The 18,749-nt window shown below is 33.8% G+C and carries 15 protein-coding genes and 1 pseudogene; all 16 read right to left on the bottom strand.

The features are described 5' to 3' along the window. Positions 1-50: 50 nt before the first annotated feature. Positions 51-911 carry a magnesium chelatase domain-containing protein gene (locus FBF83_RS09010; protein ID WP_136946822.1) on the bottom strand — a complete coding sequence of 287 codons (861 nt, stop codon included), beginning with the start codon at positions 909-911 and terminating at the stop codon, positions 51-53. A 279-nt stretch (positions 912-1,190) separates the two neighbouring features. Beyond that, positions 1,191-2,645 carry a YifB family Mg chelatase-like AAA ATPase gene (locus tag FBF83_RS09005; protein WP_338109125.1) on the bottom strand — a complete coding sequence of 485 codons (1,455 nt, stop codon included), beginning with the start codon at positions 2,643-2,645 and terminating at the stop codon, positions 1,191-1,193. 217 nt (positions 2,646-2,862) lie between these two features. Then, positions 2,863-3,588 (bottom strand): transposase, encoded by a 726-nt coding sequence (locus FBF83_RS09000; RefSeq protein WP_240688039.1) that lies wholly within the window; start codon positions 3,586-3,588, stop codon positions 2,863-2,865. 460 nt (positions 3,589-4,048) lie between these two features. Beyond that, positions 4,049-4,405 carry a hypothetical protein gene (locus FBF83_RS08995; RefSeq protein WP_136946820.1) on the bottom strand — a complete coding sequence of 119 codons (357 nt, stop codon included), beginning with the start codon at positions 4,403-4,405 and terminating at the stop codon, positions 4,049-4,051. 519 nt (positions 4,406-4,924) lie between these two features. Further along, complete coding sequence (locus FBF83_RS08990; RefSeq protein ID WP_136946819.1) at positions 4,925-5,413, bottom strand: hypothetical protein; 489 nt, start codon at positions 5,411-5,413, stop codon at positions 4,925-4,927. A 465-nt stretch (positions 5,414-5,878) separates the two neighbouring features. Beyond that, complete coding sequence (locus FBF83_RS08985) at positions 5,879-7,006, bottom strand: acyltransferase family protein (RefSeq protein WP_136946818.1); 1,128 nt, start codon at positions 7,004-7,006, stop codon at positions 5,879-5,881. Positions 7,007-7,114: 108 nt separating this feature from the next. Continuing rightward, positions 7,115-7,284, bottom strand: a pseudogene (locus tag FBF83_RS21155) (UTP--glucose-1-phosphate uridylyltransferase); the annotation flags it as partial. 237 nt (positions 7,285-7,521) lie between these two features. Continuing rightward, positions 7,522-8,547, bottom strand: a complete 1,026-nt coding sequence (locus tag FBF83_RS08975; RefSeq protein ID WP_136946817.1) for a GDP-mannose 4,6-dehydratase — start codon at positions 8,545-8,547, stop codon at positions 7,522-7,524. Then, positions 8,522-9,898 carry a UDP-glucose dehydrogenase family protein gene (locus FBF83_RS08970; RefSeq protein ID WP_136946816.1) on the bottom strand — a complete coding sequence of 459 codons (1,377 nt, stop codon included), beginning with the start codon at positions 9,896-9,898 and terminating at the stop codon, positions 8,522-8,524. The genes FBF83_RS08975 and FBF83_RS08970 overlap by 26 nt, the downstream gene beginning before the upstream one ends. Positions 9,899-10,043: 145 nt before the next feature. Further along, positions 10,044-11,216, bottom strand: a complete 1,173-nt coding sequence (locus FBF83_RS08965; RefSeq protein ID WP_136946815.1) for a polysaccharide pyruvyl transferase family protein — start codon at positions 11,214-11,216, stop codon at positions 10,044-10,046. Positions 11,217-11,232: 16 nt separating this feature from the next. Continuing rightward, the gene (locus FBF83_RS08960) at positions 11,233-11,934 is read right to left on the bottom strand and encodes a cytidylyltransferase domain-containing protein (protein ID WP_136946814.1); all 702 of its coding nucleotides are present in this window, start codon (positions 11,932-11,934) and stop codon (positions 11,233-11,235) included. 27 nt (positions 11,935-11,961) lie between these two features. Then, positions 11,962-13,107 (bottom strand): UDP-N-acetylglucosamine 2-epimerase, encoded by a 1,146-nt coding sequence (gene neuC / locus FBF83_RS08955; protein WP_136946813.1) that lies wholly within the window; start codon positions 13,105-13,107, stop codon positions 11,962-11,964. Positions 13,108-13,119: 12 nt separating this feature from the next. After that, positions 13,120-14,163, bottom strand: a complete 1,044-nt coding sequence (gene neuB, locus FBF83_RS08950) for an N-acetylneuraminate synthase (protein ID WP_136946812.1) — start codon at positions 14,161-14,163, stop codon at positions 13,120-13,122. A gap of 160 nt (positions 14,164-14,323) precedes the next feature. After that, positions 14,324-15,682, bottom strand: a complete 1,359-nt coding sequence (locus tag FBF83_RS08945; RefSeq protein ID WP_136946811.1) for a surface carbohydrate biosynthesis protein — start codon at positions 15,680-15,682, stop codon at positions 14,324-14,326. Positions 15,683-15,799: 117 nt separating this feature from the next. Continuing rightward, the gene (gene murJ / locus FBF83_RS08940) at positions 15,800-17,314 is read right to left on the bottom strand and encodes a murein biosynthesis integral membrane protein MurJ (RefSeq protein ID WP_136946810.1); all 1,515 of its coding nucleotides are present in this window, start codon (positions 17,312-17,314) and stop codon (positions 15,800-15,802) included. A 91-nt stretch (positions 17,315-17,405) separates the two neighbouring features. Next, complete coding sequence (locus tag FBF83_RS08935) at positions 17,406-18,611, bottom strand: O-antigen ligase family protein (protein WP_136946809.1); 1,206 nt, start codon at positions 18,609-18,611, stop codon at positions 17,406-17,408. Positions 18,612-18,749 lie beyond the last annotated feature (138 nt).

Genomic DNA, 18,749 nt, shown 5'->3' with positions numbered 1-18,749 from the left:
TTTTTCTTTGAACCTTATTTGTTGGCACCTTGTTTATACTCGGAAATGAATCATGAGAACCGTCCCCGTGATTCGATAATGGATACGCCGGATGCAGAATGATGCGGATTTCGGAAGGGTGGTTCGCGGGATGATGTGGAACTGCTGGTATTCAGCTGATACAAGCTCATTACTTCAAGTCGAGCTTCTTCTGTCAAAGGGGGAAGGATCGATGGAAAGGCTTCGGCAAGCATGCTTTTCCCACACCCCGGTGGACCTGACATGAATACATGATGCTCTCCCGCAGCCGCAATTTCTAGTGCTCGCTTCGCGTACGAGTGGCCGACAATTTCAGAAAAATGAACCCTGCTCGCGACAATAGATTCTTCCTGAATTTTTGGTGGAATAAATGAAAGAATCGTTTGGCCGGACAGGTGCTGAATTACTTCACTTACTGAAGAAACATAGATAATATCCAAGTCCTTAAATTCCAGTTGGGGTAACGCCTCATCAAAAGGAAGATATAACCTTTTAAGACCAAGCTTCTTCGCCGCCAAAATGGCAGGCAACATTCCCTCTACCGGGTGAATGCCACCATCTAGCGAAAGGGCACCAATAAACGCAAAGTCTTCTGAGAGCTTAACTTGTATTTTCTTCATGTTGAGGAGTACACCTAATGCCATAGGCAGATCAAACAATGGCCCATTTTTCTTCTGCTCAGCGGGAGACAGATTAATAATAATTTTTTGGTCGGTAAGTGAGTGATTCATAGAGTGAAGAGCTGCAGCTACTCTCTCCTTCGATTCTTTCACAGAAGCATCGGGCAACCCCACAATAACGATGGTTTCCATCCCATCCACTGCCTGAACCTCCACTCTCACTCGATACCCTTCCAAACCTCTTAATCCGATACTAGTAACGTTCGAAGACAAACCAATTCCTCCTTATGCATATGATAGAGGAGGACGCAGGGACAGGTACCTCGTCCCAATAATAATTTATTATGGTACTTCCCCCCTCTTAAGTAGACAGCAAAAAGACCAGAGGGACAGGTCCCTGTCCCAGCCAACATCGAATAAAACAACACTTTATCCATAATCAAAAATTCCCCACAATTACTAAAGCATTTCTGTACCTTTCCTATATTATCTCCGCAAATCACCTAACTTCGTATATTCAGGAGAGACAGCACAATTCTTCTCTCCCCTCTTTCATTTCAACCCTTTCCTTACTCTTAATCTATGTACATTCTCATCCCCTCTCTTCTGTAACTTCACCGCCTCCCAAATATGCCCATCAGAAATCGCCTTAACCTGTTGGAGATCTGCAATGGTACGGGCAAGCCTTATAATTTTAATCTGTGCTCGGTTGCTTAAGTGGTTCTTTAAGGACAGCTGGCGAATCATTTGGTGCTGGCTGTTTGATAGTAAATTGCTTTTCGTTAATTGGTCGTATGAGACTCTGCCATTGCAGATCTCTTCTCCATAGCGATCGTACTGCCTTTGTCTTGCTTCTGTTACTCGTTTTCGGATGAAATCTGAACTTTCCTTTTCGTTTTCCTGCTCTGCTTGCAAATCTACTGGTTTTAGAGATAGGTGAATATCAAACCGGTCACGGATCGGACCTGAGAGGCGATTTTGATAGGCTGTTATTTGCTTTGGGGTACAGGTGCAGTAATGGGTGAGGGAATGATGGAAGCCGCAGGGACACGGATTCATTGCACCTATCATAATAAATTGAGCGGGGTAACTGACGGTTGAATGTGCGCGGCTGATCGTGATCTTTCCACTTTCAAGAGGTTGCCTTAACATGTCGAGGGTCTTTTTAGTGAATTCGGCAATTTCATCTAAAAATAGGACGCCTTTATGGGCAAGTGAAACTTCACCTGGCTTTGGATTTTGTCCTCCTCCAATAATGGATACGCCGGATGCAGAATGATGCGGATTTCGGAAGGGTGGTTCGCTGGATGATGTGGGACTGCAGGTATTCAGCTGATACAAGCTCATGACTCCAAGTCGAGCTTCTTCTGTCAAAGGGGGAAGGATCGATGGAAAGGCTTCGGCAAGCATGCTTTTCCCACACCCCGGTGGACCTGACATGAATACATGATGCTCTCCCGCAGCCGCAATTTCTAGTGCTCGCTTCGCGTACGAGTGGCCGACAATTTCAGAAGAATGAACCCTGCTCGCGACAATAGATTCTTCCTGAATTTTTGTTGGAGTAAATGAAAGAATTGTTTGTCCAGACAAGTGCTGAATTACTTCACTTACTGAAGAAACATAGATAATATCCAAGCCCTTAAAATCCAGTAGGGGTAACGACTCATCAAAAGGAAGATATAACCTCTTAAGACCAAGCTTCTTCGCCGCCAATATGGCAGGCAACATTCCCTCTACCGACCGAATGCCACCATCTAGCGAAAGGGCGCCAATAAACGCAAAGTCTTCTGAGAGCTTAACTTGTATTTCCTTCATGCTGAGGAGTACACCTAATGCCATAGGCAGATCAAACAATGGCCCATTTTTCTTCTGCTCAGCGGGAGACAGATTAATAATAATTTTTTGGTCGGTAAGTGAGTGATTCATAGAGTGAAGAGCTGCAGCTACTCTCTCCTTCGATTCTTTCACAGAAGCATCGGGCAACCCCACAATAACGATGGTTTCCATCCCATCCACTGCCTGAACCCTCCACTCTCACTCGATACCCTTCCAATCCTCTTAATCCAATACTGGTAACGTTCGAAGACAAACCAATTCCTCCTTATGCATATCATAGAGAATGAATTTTTAAAAATTGCTCTGAATGAGAATATCAATAGGAATACCAAAGAAGATCTATCATTTTGGAAAATGAAAGAATACTCTTGAAGCACATATCCAACCTTCATTTCATTCGATCAATCACACTTTTTGATATTCCAGTTACCCTGGAAATTTGACGGATGGATACCCCTTTGATTCTTTTCATCTTTGCCAATACAACATTTCGCTCTTCCCGATCCATTTGCTGGAGCATACTGTTGCTAATGATGCCCATTGTACGAAGATAGTCCCTGACCTGGTCATCTGTAACCTTTGTTATCTCTTTTATATCCAGGCATTGATCTTCATTTGTCTCTTGCATAAAAAGGATAAAACGTTGACGAGCTACTGTTCGATCTTCAGAGAATAAACGTAACCCCCTGTCAATATCAGCAAGTTTTACGATACGTACATACTCATGGATACTTGTCCACTTACTGTCCCATACACTTCTGACCAACTTTGCCTTAAGGGGATTTTGATGAATATACCTCAACACAGTCACAAAGTAGGCATCACTCTCTACGTTTTCACTATTAAATCTCTCTTGAAATAGATGACCACATCTTCCGTATTTCAAATTGTACCAGTACACATAACTTGAGCTTAGCCTCTTCATAAACATTGAAAGACTCTCCTCTGTCTCCTTTACCAACAGATGGACATGGTTATCCATTAAGCAATAGGCGTATAGTTCAATGCCACTCTTTGTTTTGTATCGGGCAAGGACTTCTAAAAACTTTCTCTTATCTTCCTCATCTTCAAAAATCGTCTGACGGTTGATCCCTCTGAGAACAACATGGTACACCCCCGTGCTGCTTTTCTTTCTAGCTTTTCTAGGCAGTTTAACCTCACCTCTTTTCGTCTGTTATTAAGAACAGAATTGGATGCGAGTTTTGAAAATGAAAATAAGAGTAAAGCAAATATGGGGTTGCATAAAGGAGGGCATTTCTAAAATAGGGGAAGGGGAATGTGCATTATCATAACGAAACGGAAGCACTTTTATTTATTTGACAACAATACAAAAAAATCCTTCTACAATATCACAATTAAATTACGTTAAAAGTGGAAAGGAGAAAGATGATGGATATTCGAAACCTTCTTCTAGCGTTTATCGTTGGGATATAGAATCTAACTCTCCAACGTCACTATCTGCAGAATTAGTATTATAGCCAATATCATTTGCGATGGCTCACTTTAGGCACGAGAGGATCATTTCCTTGTCCTAAGTGGCTCAAATAGATGGCAGAGGTGGTTTATTTCGAAGACTATAATTGAGTAAGAAGAACGCCTCTTAACCCATGTCCTTCTTTATAGTGGGACAAAGAACCTGTCCCCATAGCTCTTTCTCCCATCCAAGCTTTATAGGCAGAATCTCCTCCAGGTAGAGTTTTAATAAAATTCATAATAGCGATAGTTTTGTCATCCCTCACAAGAATTTTCCAGGTGTCTGGCTTATCTCCTATTAACAACTGATTGTATTCTACCGCGATTTCTGTTTTATTTAGCAATTCATCAGCTGAGACATTTTCCACTTCTTTTTTCTTAACTAAATTATCAACTGGTTCTGTTGTTGATGCACCACTACTACAGCCCGTAACAAACAACCCAACCCATTTTCTCAAAAAAGACCCCCTTTGTTCTTTTTAATGAACGACAATTGAAATAAAAAAGATCTCTTGTTTTGCCGCTAATATTTTCATTTATATATTATTCTTCATTCTTCCGTTTTTTTCCTCTTCATAGATTTAAATCATTGTGGCTGGTTCTATTTATTACACTTACTTTTTAAAAAAGAAAACCAGCTGGACTAATCATATAAGGGTTAAGTTCACTGGTTTTCTTTGAATACTATTTGTGGGATATCCATTCCAGAGTGAATCATGAGAACTGTCCCCCTGATTCCTCAAATTTACATTCCACACAAATAACGGTACACGTAAATAAATAACGCTATGCGAAAAGTAATACTTTGAATACATATCTACATATCTACATTATTTAACCGCCTAAACTACTAACTTAACCGCCATAGACTGTTCTCAATTACTGAAAAATTAGTGATAATAAAAATCAGGAGTTAGTTACAGTAATAAAACCACTTTAAGAGAGGGCGATCTCCTGAAGTGGTTAGGGTGTAAGAATTAAAGTCTCAATTTTTTTATTTCTTCTTCCGAAAACTCGTGTTTAACTGTAACTAGCTCTGCTTTTCCTTCAATAATCGCTGAAGCAACACTCAATTCGGGTTCAATACCTAAATATTCACATTCCGACTCAGAATACTTATGTATAACTTCTCCTAATGTGTTTTCACCTTCGAAATTAACTAAGGCAAAAGTTTTCAATCCGTTGTCCGAAATACCTATTTCTTTAACAGCCCTCTTTTCATCATTAATTTCCTGGTTACTTAATACACTATCGATAGCTTCTCTGAGCTTAACCCCACTATCTTTTAATTCTTGTATTTGTGAGAAAAGATTCTTGTCGGTTTCATTATACTCCCTTCTATCATATTCATCTCTTTCAATCACATAACCTAGCTTTTCCATATGTCTCGCAATATGACGAATGTTAGATGTTGATGACTGATGTAGTATGCTCGCGATTTCTTTTGTACTATACTTCTTATTCATATTATCACCTCCTTATTTACAACAAATAATATACTAACATAACTAATAACAATAATCACAGAATAATTTAGATTTTATTAAAAAGGAAATTACTTATCACCAGCATCAACTGGACGGGTTCTACTGATTCACTTGTATACATAAAAAACCAGGAAAGCTAATCACTTGTTAGGATAGCATCCTGGTTCTTCTTTAAATTTTTTATACGTTGAAATGAATCACGAGAACCGTCCCCGTGATTCCAAATAGATGGCAGAGGTGGTTCATTTCGAAAGTTATAATCGAGTAAGAAGACCGCCATCGCTTTTGTATGCTGGGACGAGGAACCTGTCCCCATGGCTCTTAAATGAAGATTAAAGCCACTATCATTTTTTGATAGTGGCTCACTTATGGCACGAGTAGATCATTTTCTTGTCCTACATAGATCAAAAAGATGACAGAGGTGAGTCTGATCCATATTCTTCTTTAGTGGGACGAGGAACCTGTCCCCATGGCTCTTAACGGAAAGCTTTTAATTTTTTTTGATAATAATCGTCCTAAATTGTGGGATGGTTGCTCAACAAATTTGTAAAATAAAATAGCTACCAGTAAAACGATTATTAAACTTATTGATATACAAAGATAAATATTATTAGTCAAAGGATACATTACAGAAGTTATCCCCAATAATATTGGGAAATGAACGATGTAAAAAGAGTAAGAAATTTTCCCTAAAAAACAAACATATTTGTTTTTTAAAAATTGGAAAGAGTTAATTTTTTTATATGAAAAGTAGAGGATAATGACCCATCCCACCGCCATTATCGGATCAACACTCAGACCATGTTCAGGCATAGATTTATTAAAAAAAAGTGGCATATAGAATCTTATGTTAATTAAAAACAAAGCGAACAAAAATAGCGATACAGAAAAAAACTTGTTTTTCAATTTAATCTCCATTAAACTAAAAAGCTTCTTATGATATTTAGCTAATATGCCACCGATAACAAATATAGGAAGGAACTTAAGAAAAGGTATTGCAATATGGGCAACACAACTCAGTATGAAGAGCGCAAACAAGCCAAAATAAGAATCCATTTTTTTTAACGGGACAATAACTAGAGGGAATAATAATGAAACATATATGAATACTCTCATAGCCCACATTGTAGAATTTATGGAATCAGTCGATGCTCCAAATACCAATATATATCCTAAGATATCACTGGAAGTTGGAGAAGTGGTCCATTTTGAATTTATCCATTCACTCAATCCAGTCATCGTCCCAGGTTGAAATACAGTGTACTGGACCATAATTGCAAAAAACATTCCTGCTAAATAAACAGGATAAAGTCGGAAGAACCTTTTAATTATGTATGAACTAAATCTTACTGGACGGTTAGATTCATTGACGTAGTTAAGAGAAAGAAAAAATCCACTTAATATAAAGAATATGTTTACTGCTGTGGCTCCATCCCAAAATATAAACTTCAATTCCCCTGTGTAAAACATGCTTACTGCATGCGAGAAAAAAACCATTAGTGCTGCAACTCCACGAATACCTTCAAAACTTTGGTATTCGTTGACTTTTAGTTGACTACTAGGATTTATCAATTTTTTAGCTCCAATCAAAAATTAGTTAACATTGTATTATTTTAACCTATAAAGAATCGGTAGAAAAAAATCATTTGAATTAGGAGGATACTGTTCAACTAATGGGTAACCACTAACAATGATGATATGATTGATTCCTGTAGCTATAGCTTCTTCAACAATATACAGAATTTTTGGCTTATCATCGATAGGAAGCATTTCTTTTGGTTATGCTTTTGTGGTTTGTAAAACCTGGTATATAGTCCCCCAGCAGGTATAATTACTTTTTTATTCTTTATAAGTAAATCACCTTGTTTTCTTTTAAAGAATAAATTATATGTAATTTGTAGTTTACAAACTTAATAATATTATTCTGAAAATTATCACAACAAATCAAAAGAAAACCCGCCTCTTGTAGCAGTTATCACTATCAATATAAACTGTCTACAGAGTGGGCTCATAGGTTTTTTAAAGAGCAAACTTAAAATGTTAGAAAATAAATGCAACTATCTACTAATTAGCTACCTAATAATTAATTATTGAACGTTATAATAATCAGTATACCAATCAGCAAACTTCTGCAGCCCTTTTTCAATAGAAGTTTCAGGCTTAAACCCTACAGCTTTCTGCAGTTCATCCGTAGAAGCATATGTTGCCGGAACATCTCCAGGTTTGATAGGCTCAAATTCTTTTTTAAACTCAACTTTTTTACCAGTTGCCTTACTCAAACACTTCTCCAACGTTTCAATAAATACCATCAACTTCTCTGGGCTATTATTACCAATGTTATAAACCTTATGTGGCACATCTTCAGTTGGAGAATTGCTAAGTAGTCTCTCAATACCGATAACAATATCGTCGATAAACGTAAAATCACGATACAGATCATTCTCAAAATCACCATTATTAAAGACTTTAATCGGTTCACCAGCAAAGTACTTATTCGCAAATCCAAAGTAAGCCATATCCGGTCGTCCCATAGGGCCATAGACAGTAAAGAAACGAAGCCCAGTAGCAGGAACGTTGTATAGGTGGCTATATGTGTGAGCCATTAACTCATTGGACTTCTTCGTAGAAGCATATAGCGAAACTGGATTATCTACAAAATCAGTTTCTTCAAATGGCACTTTTTTATTTGCGCCATAAACGGAACTAGAAGACGCATAGACAAGATGATCTACAGGATGATGTCTACATGCTTCAAGAATATTATAGAAACCGATTACGTTGCTTTGGATATAGACATCTGGATTCTCAATTGAATAACGCACTCCAGCTTGAGCAGCAAGATTCACAACGATATTCGGTTTGTACTCCTCAAAGATATTTATTATCACATTCTTGTCAGAAATATCTCCTTGAACAAAGGAGAAACGGTCAAAAGGTTTCAGTTCCTCTAGACGTGTATACTTTAAATTCAAATCATAGTAGTCATTGATGTTATCGATACCAATAACTTTACACCCTTGTTCTAATAATTTCTTAGATAGATAGAATCCAATAAAACCAGCTACCCCAGTAATAAAATATGTTTTATTAGTATCTAGAAGCTTGTAACTCATTGTTACTAGACTCCTTTGAACTTTCTCTGTATACTGGCATTCTTCCGATGGAATGATATTCAACGCCAGCTTCTTGCATCTCGTCAACTTTATAGAGATTTCTACCATCATATACAAGAGGAGTTCTCATTAAACTCTTATATGATTCAGGAGTCATTGCTCTAATTTCTCCCCATTCAGTAAAGACAAAGCAAACATTTGCACCTTCTAATGCAACCTCAATGCTATCAACATAGGTAATGCTACCTTTTCTGTTAGACCCTTCAGGATACAAATTAGCAAAGTTAGTTGCACCAACAGGATCAAATGCATAGATATCTGCACCTTGATCAAGTAGCAAAGGTACATTTTCAAGCGATGCCGCCTCTCTTAAGTCATCTGTTCCTGGTTTAAAGGTTAGTCCTAGTACTGCCACCTTAAGACCATTAAATGTAATTAATCGATTACTAGCTTTTTTGTATAACAATGTCTTTTGATCAGTATTCACATCGATCGCAGACTTCACAGTTCTTAACTCGTAACCATTTTGCCTAGCTAGATATTCAAGGGCTTTTGTATCTTTAGGGAAACATGAGCCACCAAATCCTATCCCAGCATTTAGGAACTTGCTACCGATACGCTCGTCATAGCTCATTCCTTTAGCAACATCTTGAACATCTGCACCTACTAATTCACAAAGGTTTGCAATATCGTTCATATATGAGATTTTTAGAGCCAAAAAATCATTAGAAGCATACTTCACCATCTCGGCAGATCTTCTATTAACAGAAACAATAGGTAAGTTAAACGGTTGATAAATGTTAGTTAATAAGTCTTCAGCCCATTTGCTCTCTGTCCCAATGATGATTCTCTCTGCATAGAGTGTATCGTGAACTGCAGACCCCTGTGCCAAGAATTCTGGATTTGATGCGACTTCTACTTTCACATCATTAACTAAAAAATCATGGATGAATTGTTCAACTTTATCATTTGTTCCAACCGGAACTGTAGATTTCACCACAACTAAGCAATCTTTTTCTATTGTTTCAGCAATTTGTCTAGCAACAGTAGCAATATATGATAGATTAGCTGATCCATCTGGCTGTTCTGGTGTCCCTACACCTATAAATATTGCATCTGCATCCTTGTATGCTGATTTGTAATCTGATGTATAATCAATTCTTCCAGCTGCATAATTTTTCTGCATTAACTCTTCTAAACCTGTTTCAAAAATGGGAGATACACCAGATTTCATTACTTTTACTTTTTTATCATCAATATCAACACAAGTTACTTGATGACCTATTTCCGCAAAAGATACACCTGCTACTAACCCTACATATCCTGTTCCTGCTACTGCTATCTTATACATAGATACGCCGCCTTCCTGTATTTCTTAAGTTACACTTCTCTTAAAATTTTTCTTGCAAACCTAGCAAATTTGAACATTGCGACAATCAGAGCACTTGGAAAATAACGTAACTATTTAGTGGATTCATTAAATCATTCAAATGTCATTAAACTAAATCAAGATTTGTGTACCAATCCTTAACACCTTCATAAAAATACTTGCTTTCTATATATATTTTTTGATTAGCTTTTTTGTAACGTAGTTTTATCTCATCAATATTGTTAATTGTATAATGAATTTGTTCTCTAAGTTCATTTTGAAACCCTCTTTTATTAACTTCAACAACTCTATCAGATAAATTTATTTCATCGTATAAATCAACTATTTTTTTATAACTACTCATACCTATTGTCGGTATTTCTTGAGCTATAGAACAAACATTACTATGAAATCTCATACCTAAAATAAATTCACATTGTTTATACAAACCAAAAATGTACTCTTCTGAACCTGAACCAGTTAGACACGAAGCTATCACAATTTTAGTTCTTCTAAGTCTATCATCTATTTTTTCCAGTAAATCATTAATAGCCTGTAAATCACTATAGATATGAGGGAATAATATTATCTGATATTCAATATTATTGTATAAGAAGACATTAATTTCTTCTGCAAATTTTTCTATAAACTCTTCATATTCTATTCCATTTTCTGATTTTCCATTAAATCTTATGTCTTTCATATCAGAAACAACATTAATACCTATTGATCTATAATTACTATTCAATTCAGGGAAATCAAATTGTTTAGATTCAAAGAAAAAAGCCCCATCAGGCACTTTGTAAATTTGCTCAATATATTTCCCATCATATAATTTATTAATGGTCTCATATGAGCCATCGTTTCTTACACTTATTAAATTCTTTTTATTGTTTAATATCTTTTTTAGAAAAGATTCAAACTTTATAACAGTACTTTCACTTGCTCCTTTAGCGATATCGCATCCGACGCCATGGAACAAAATTGGAGTCTTAATTTTATCTAAAGATTCTTCACTAATATTAATGGTAGTTCCCGTGAAAGAATAGTCCCATTTCAGTTCAAAAAAGTTACCACCTCCAATTATCACCAGATCAACACTATTACATGCATCAACGAAGTCCTCACTATTAAAATCTCTAATGGCCCAAGACTTATAAAACTCTCTCATTTCAATTTCTTCGTATTCGACATGGCATCCCAATGTTTCTTTTAACCTTGTTCTAAAGCCATTATGGTTCGCATTATCTCCAATATTTCCATTAAAACTTGCTATATGTAAAGCTCTTATAGTTTTCATAGAATCCTCCTATATATTAGTTACCTAATCTGAGTAACTTGAGTTTTAATTTTAGTATTTCTAAATCGAAAGGTTCATCAATATCTAGATCGAATTGCTCATCCATAATATAAGGTATTGTATTATCGTTAAAACTTGTCTCCGAATTTAATTTTTCATCAATCCTATTAATATAAATAGATCCATTCACTTTATAAAATTCCGGGAAGTCCTGTCTTCTTATTGTGCTGTTGATATTTAACATTTTTTTTATTTGGTTAAATTCGTTTATTGTTCGTAACAATACAGGGTTTTCCGCTACTTTACTCACACTTACCAATGATTCGTCATATTCTTCGTTCATTACTAACTCAATTGCTTCATCAATATGTATAGATTTTCTTAATGGTTGAGTAGGTTGCAATAAAACTATGTAATCATATTTTTGATCTATATTTTCTATTAAATTAATTACACAATCTATAGTTCTACTGTCATCTTTAGCAAGTTCTTTAGATCTCAAAAAAGGAACGTCTGCACCACACTCTTTAGCGATAGCTGAAATTTTTTCACAATCAGTGCTTACAACGATCCTATCAAGGTATTTGGATTTAGACGCTGCACTAATTGTATAGTCAATTAAAGGCCTTCCGTTGATATTAATTATATTTTTATGAGGGATTCCTTTACTTCCCCCACGTGCAGGTATAATAGCCAGGAATGTTTTTTTATTATACATATTATACTCATCCTTTAAAATTTTAGTTTAGACTCCTAAAACTGTATTTAAATCCACAAACTTTTTTTGGAAAGAGTTCTCCCAGTTATTATTTTCTAGTATTTTAATGAATTTTTCGTCACTATTACCATTCCCATAAATTGAATTCGTAGGTATATTCATAATACTCGCTCTATATATTGCGGATTCTATATCATTAATATCTTCATTTACATGGATAATATTTTGATTATCAGTGATACTATATCTTCCTTCTTGTCTATTCCCTATATCTATTGCAGGAATACCATACACTCCTGCTTCTCTTATCCCTGCACTTGAGTTACCTATAATAGACTGACTATGTTTTAGTATTGTTAGAAAATATTCAAACCTAATCGAAGGAAATAACTTGAAGTTTGTAAAATCCTCAAATCTTTTATACTCATCTAAAATAATATCTGTTCCTTCATCATTATTTGGATAGATAACTACAAAGTTTTTTTCGGATTTTATTAGAGCATCGACTAGTTCTTTTACATTTCTGCGTAATTTACTAACTTCAGTTGTAACAGGATGGTACATTACTATAGAATATTCCTCACAAAATAAATTGTATCTTTGTCTTGCTTTTTCAATGGTTGGTAATTTATTAGAGTGCATTATATCTATATCCGGTGAACCTATTATATATATAGAATTCTCTTTTTCTCCTAATTGAATAACCCTGTTTTTCGCTTCTGAATTCGCTACTAAGTGAATATGTGAAAACTTAGTAATTGCATGCCTTATAGATTCATCAATAGTTCCAGATACCTCGCCACCTTCAATATGAGCAACCTTTATGTTATTAAATGCTCCAACTATCGCCCCAGCAAGTGCTTCTAACCTATCACCATGTATTACAATTAAATCAGGCTGTATCTCAGCAACGAAATTGCTCAGTCCAAGAATTGTATTACTTAATGCAATATCCATATTAGAATTAGTTGATTGATTAATATATTTATAAATATTATTAAATCCATCTTTTTCAATTTCACTATATGTTGAACCATATTTAGATAACAAATGCATTCCTGTTACAAAAACGTTTAGTTCAAACATTTTATGTTCATCTACTTTTTTCATTAAGGATTTTATTTTTCCATAATCTGCTCTAGTTCCAGTTAGAAAGACAATTTTTTTCTTCATACAAACCACCCTTTAATAAACATCTGCCCAATTTATATGTTCATCACTAGAAATATCCCTTATAGATTTTCTTCCTAAAACTTCATTATAGTTTTCAGCTTTAATTTCACCAGTGCCTGGTCGTTTCACCCAAACATTATCATGCGAGAAGATTTCACCTTTACTTATAGGCTTTATAGTCACAACAGTAGCAAAAGCAAAGTCAATAGTAACTTGTTCTTCTTTAGTTGCTTCCTTTTTTCCGCCACGCATTTTTGCAACTTCAGATGAACTGATAATAAGTTCTGTTAGCTCAGATGGTGTCATAGAATTAATAATATCTGGACCTTTTCGATCTCTACGATCAGTAAAATGCCTTTCTAATATTGAAGCTCCTAAAGCAACTGCGGCTACACAGGCATTATTATTAAGTGTGTGATCTGATAATCCCACAACAACATTCGGAAATTCCTTTTGTAGCTCTTGCATTGCTCCTAACCTAACTAGTTCAGGGGGAGTAGGGTATAAATTAGTAGTATGAAGTAGTGCATATGGAACTTTCCTGTATTCTAGAATTTCAACAGCCTTTTTTACACTCTCAATATCATTCATTCCTGTCGAAACGATCATTGGTTTACCAAAAGAAGCAATATGATCAAGTAACGGATGGTTGTTCATCTCACCAGAGCCAATTTTATAAGCTTTCACATTCATTCTTTCCAGTCTTTCAGCCGCAGCCCTTGAAAAGGGAGTACTTAAGAAAATCATTCCTTTAGATTCAACATAGTCTTTAAGTTTGATTTCCTCTACTTCAGAAAGAGCACATCTTTCCATAACCTCATAAATTGAAATATCTACATTTCCTGGGATTACATTTTTTGCTTCTTTACTCATTTCATCTTTGATGACATGAGTTTGATGCTTAATAACTTCTGCGCCAGCCTTATACGCTGCATCTACCATTTCAAAAGCAACTTTTAGATCACCTTCATGATTAATTCCCATTTCAGCAATAACTAAAGGTGGATAATTTTCTCCAATCATTCTCTCTCCAATTTTAATACTGCCCTTATTCATCTGATCATTTCCTCTCATAATTTATATTTTAATTAAAGTGTTATTAGGAATAAATTTTTCACATATACCTATCTTTCGCACAATTAAAGTCTTTGCTTTTATATGTTTATAGACATTTAATTTCTATCCAAAAAAATCCTATCAGTTAATTTCTTAACAGTTAAATCATGTATTTCTTAATCTCATTTTCAACTTCAGTTAATTCTTCCTTATCCAATGTGTGTAATTGTATTTGAGCTCTAATTTTACGATATCGTTTAATATGTTTATTAATATTCTCACCAAAACTAATTCCGGTTTTATAATTTATTGCTGAAAGAATTGAAAGAATACCACGGTATATATTTCGTGCATATGCAACCCACATTTCTTTATTGAATTTCTTTTGAAATTTTTTAATTAATTTTGGGTCCCATTCAATATCATAACTACTAGTTTGATAAACCGTCTCAAGTAATTTAGCTAAACGAAGATATGATGGCCTAGTTTCATTAACATCATAATAGTGCTTAATATCCTCTCCTTTAATAGGGAGATCAAAATTTTCATTAATACTCTTAGCAAAATCTTCATAGTTATCTAGGTTTTCAGCATCTACCATAATTGAAACATCGTCTTCTCTTAATATTGGAGTGGGTCTTACTATTGCACATGGAACTTTTGCAAAATAGGACTCTACAATTGACGTACTTTTCCAAGTGTATACTTTATCACTTATTCCAATCCATTGTTTTACAGAAAAGTCTCTTATTACCTTAAAGTTAGCATGCTTGTCTATAAGATTTTTCAATTTCATACTATTGTATTCTGCTGGGTGTGGTCTATATATAAAGTTTAGATCTGAATTCTTTTCTAGTAAAATATTGACCCATCTCAAAAAATCATCTTGCGATTTAACTGATAAATTGTACCGTTCTTCAACAATAACTTCGCCTACTTTTTTCTTTAATTTCAAAATTTCCTTATCTGAAAGACTTGCATAACTAAAAGAGGAAATAAAAAATATTGTTTTTAAATTTGGATTTAAATCATATGATGTTAGTAAATCGTTACGGTCTTTATAATACCCTTTGAAAAAAGGCAATAAAAAATCAATTTGTAATGGCCCGGTGACAGCGATTTTGTCTTCTTGCATACCTACTCTAATCAAATTTTCTTTGGGTTTCTCTCCCCAGCAAATGTGCAATATTTTTTTAGCGATTCCTTTTGGATACCTATAACTATTAATGTCTCCTTCCGTTTTTAAAGTCCCTATTTGTTCCCACTGTAAATTGACTATTTTTTTTACAGGTCCTGCTAACCTATAAACTAAATTATAAAGTACTTTTTCATCGTACATAGAATGAGTTAAGATTGTTCTTACTTTTCCATAATACTTTTTTCGCAATTTATTTAAATTTTCATACGGAAAATGACAATATTCAACAGAATAGCCTCTTTTTTTAAGTTCATTACCTACCAATACTATGCTTTCTAATTCCCGTTGCTTCAATTCATATACAAATAAAAAATCAATCATAAAAACACCCTACTCCTGAAATTATTCTTTTAATTAGTATTATCTTGTAAAATATTTAGTTTGTTATCTGTTATTTAATAATTCATAGAAACTATAATGACAACTTGACCTTTAATATCATTTTTTGAAACGTTCTATTATCATATTATTCAACTGTATTGCTTCAGGAATCTTAATTAGTATTGATGTAGAATAATATACCAAGGCACCACACAAAATTGATAGAATTAATGCAAGGTTCTGGTCTACTAAGTTCACTATTGAATAAAATAGTAACAGTGATGATCCTCCCATGATAATAGAGGCAAGAATTATTTTTGTAGTTCCTTTTAAAATATTTAAAACCCCAATAGAGCCTATCTTTTTCTGAAGAGCAGTAATTAAGGAAAATACAATAATTCCATCAACTATACTCGTAGCCAACGCTAGCCCAGCTACTCCCATATATTTTGATAGTATTAAATTTAAAATAATATTAATCAACAAAGCTATTATTGTATTAATTACCGGAGTTTTTGAATCCTCCAAAGCGTAAAACACTTTAATTATTATATGTCGCAAGCCTAAAAAGGCTAATCCTATTGTATAAAAAAACAATGCAGACCCTGTTATAGCAACAGCACTACTGTCAAAGGCTCCTCTACCATAAATTAGTTGTACTATTTCTTTAGAAAACAACATCATACCTACACTTGCTGGTATCAATAATAATAGAGTTAATTTAATCGCTTCATTTAAATTCGTTTTTAATTTAGCTATATTATTAGCAGCCGCAAGCTTTGAGATATTAGCAAAAAAAATAGTCGCCAATGATACTATAAATAAATCATCCACTAATTTATTAATCCTACTAGCATAATTAAGAGCTGATATCCCACCATCCGACATTGTAGAAGCGATTGTTTTGTCTATTAACTTATTTATTTGATTAACAGCTGAACTAAACATTACTGGTATAATTAATTTCATTGATCTATTAAGATTTTCTGACTTATAATCCAAATCGAAATTATACCTGTAACCATACTTATACGACAAAAATATAATCAAAATAAGTTGCGTGAAAACTCCAAGTACTTGTCCAAATCCTAAATAAGTTAATCCGTAATTATATGCAAAGTAATATGAAAATATCATCCAAATATTCAATGGCAGTGTTGATATTATCGGTAATAAAAAGGACTTTTTACTATTCAAAAAACCTTCAAGAACATAAATTATTGGTAGAAACAGCATTGTTACTACGGTAATCCTTGTTAATTTCACTGCTAGATTCAAAGTTTCACCTTCAAATCCAACTGCAAATACCTTAACAATAGCTTCGATATTTAACCATATGATTATATTAATTAAAAAAGTTATTATTACAAATATGTTTATTAACGTATTTGTATAGACTAATCCTGCTTTCTTATTTTCATATTTTGATATTCTCGAATAAATTGGCAAAAACGCCGTTTTTATGCCTACCCCTATAAAAGAAAAAATAATGGTTGGGATAACTAATGAAATAAAATAAGCATCTGTAACATTCGAAAGGCCAAAAAAGTATGATAATGCAACCTCTCTAAACAAAGCTATAATCTTAATTAATAATGTTATACATGCCATAAATAAAAATGTTTTCTTCAATCTGTTCACCAGTTTCTTAATCTTTAAATTAGCTAATAAAATAGTTGTGCTCTCAATTTTTTTATTTGTTGAATGTTATTTTTAATTCAATTTAAAAAAATCTGTATCTCATTTCTTCTTTTATTACATTTTTCCGATATTCAAGTTTCAATAATACGAACTTAGCCACTAATATAGCAATAACTACTTGTGTAATTATTTGTCTGTAGGAAACATTGGCCAAATCTAATAATATGATAATTGTTAAAAAAGTTGCTATCAAAGCATATCCAATATTTTTTTTCCTATTTTTGATAGAATTAATTAACATTATTATTGGAAGGCTGTAATAAACAAAAAAACCAATAATTCCAGTGGAGGTAAGAACTTCTATGAAATTATTATGGGAGTAGCCTCCAAAAAAACTCACTCTTCTAAAGTTATCTAATCCGTAACCTAATACTGGATTTGACTGAAAGAGTAACCATCCCTCATTATATAACCTTAAACGGTCCCTAGTTGATGAATCAACTTGACTATTAGAGAATATGTTAGCACCGGCTAACCTTTGGCCTAATACTTCATGTAAAAAAGATGTATTCATAGAGAGTTCATATAATAACACGATGAAAAAAACAATAATAATGCTAACAAGAGATTTATTCTTAACTCTTCTAATTGAAATAAATAGGAATAATGAAACTCCTCCTAACAATGCTAAAAATGCTTTTCTAGATCCGGTCATTAGTGAAATCACGATAAACGGAATTAAAAAAAGATAATAAATAGTTTTGTTGCTTTTCTTAGCAATATAAACGGAGGCTATACTAGAATATGTTAATGCAATCCCAATAGTATTCGGATTTAACCCAAGATTAGCACCCAGTCTATCAGTCCCCCAGACATCAAAAGGTGTCATGATTATTACTCTAACAATTAAAATTAATCCTGCTATAACTATTGCTCTTAAAATCCAATTAAATTTCGAGTCGGAATCTATCAAAGAAATTAGTGCTGTATAAAAAAATAACTTTAATGTTAAATTTATTGCCTCTGAAGTTGAGGCTATACTATCATATGCAAATAAAGACACAAAATAACCCCAAGTTATAAAAACAGTCATCCATAATAAATGGACTGTAACTTTTATTCGACCGAATTTAACTAAATTTAATAACATAATTAAAACCATTAAAAGCTGAGCAGCTATCGAAAGACCTTTAATATTAGAAAATGCATAAACTATAACTATTGAAATAAGGAGCAAATAGTTGACATTAGATTGTTTACCAATAACAAAATTGCTATGAGAGAACATGCCCTCCCCCTTTTTATTAAATGTAATTGAGAGTAGGATTTTTTAAATTAGAAATTAGTTATTAATGAGGTTAAGTGCTAGTGATATTTTACTTAATATATTTATCCATATATGAAAATATCGGTGAGTGATTGTGAT

The sequence above is a fragment of the Guptibacillus hwajinpoensis genome (assembly GCF_005144865.1).
In the GTDB taxonomy this organism is placed as follows: Bacteria; Bacillota; Bacilli; order Bacillales; family Guptibacillaceae; genus Guptibacillus; species Guptibacillus hwajinpoensis_A.
Note: the sequence above shows the minus strand (reverse complement) of the source record. Positions and strands in the feature narration are given on the sequence as shown.

Coding starts and splice junctions, on each gene's coding strand:
- FBF83_RS09005 (WP_338109125.1), bottom strand. CDS start 2,645: ATGGAAACCATCGTTATTGTGGGGTTGCCCGATGCTTCTGTGAAAGAA.
- FBF83_RS08990 (WP_136946819.1), bottom strand. CDS start 5,413: ATGAATAAGAAGTATAGTACAAAAGAAATCGCGAGCATACTACATCAG.
- FBF83_RS08975 (WP_136946817.1), bottom strand. CDS start 8,547: ATGAGTTACAAGCTTCTAGATACTAATAAAACATATTTTATTACTGGG.
- FBF83_RS08970 (WP_136946816.1), bottom strand. CDS start 9,898: ATGTATAAGATAGCAGTAGCAGGAACAGGATATGTAGGGTTAGTAGCA.
- FBF83_RS08965 (WP_136946815.1), bottom strand. CDS start 11,216: ATGAAAACTATAAGAGCTTTACATATAGCAAGTTTTAATGGAAATATT.
- FBF83_RS08960 (WP_136946814.1), bottom strand. CDS start 11,934: ATGTATAATAAAAAAACATTCCTGGCTATTATACCTGCACGTGGGGGA.
- neuC (WP_136946813.1), bottom strand. CDS start 13,107: ATGAAGAAAAAAATTGTCTTTCTAACTGGAACTAGAGCAGATTATGGA.
- neuB (WP_136946812.1), bottom strand. CDS start 14,163: ATGAATAAGGGCAGTATTAAAATTGGAGAGAGAATGATTGGAGAAAAT.
- FBF83_RS08945 (WP_136946811.1), bottom strand. CDS start 15,682: ATGATTGATTTTTTATTTGTATATGAATTGAAGCAACGGGAATTAGAA.
- FBF83_RS08935 (WP_136946809.1), bottom strand. CDS start 18,611: ATGTTCTCTCATAGCAATTTTGTTATTGGTAAACAATCTAATGTCAAC.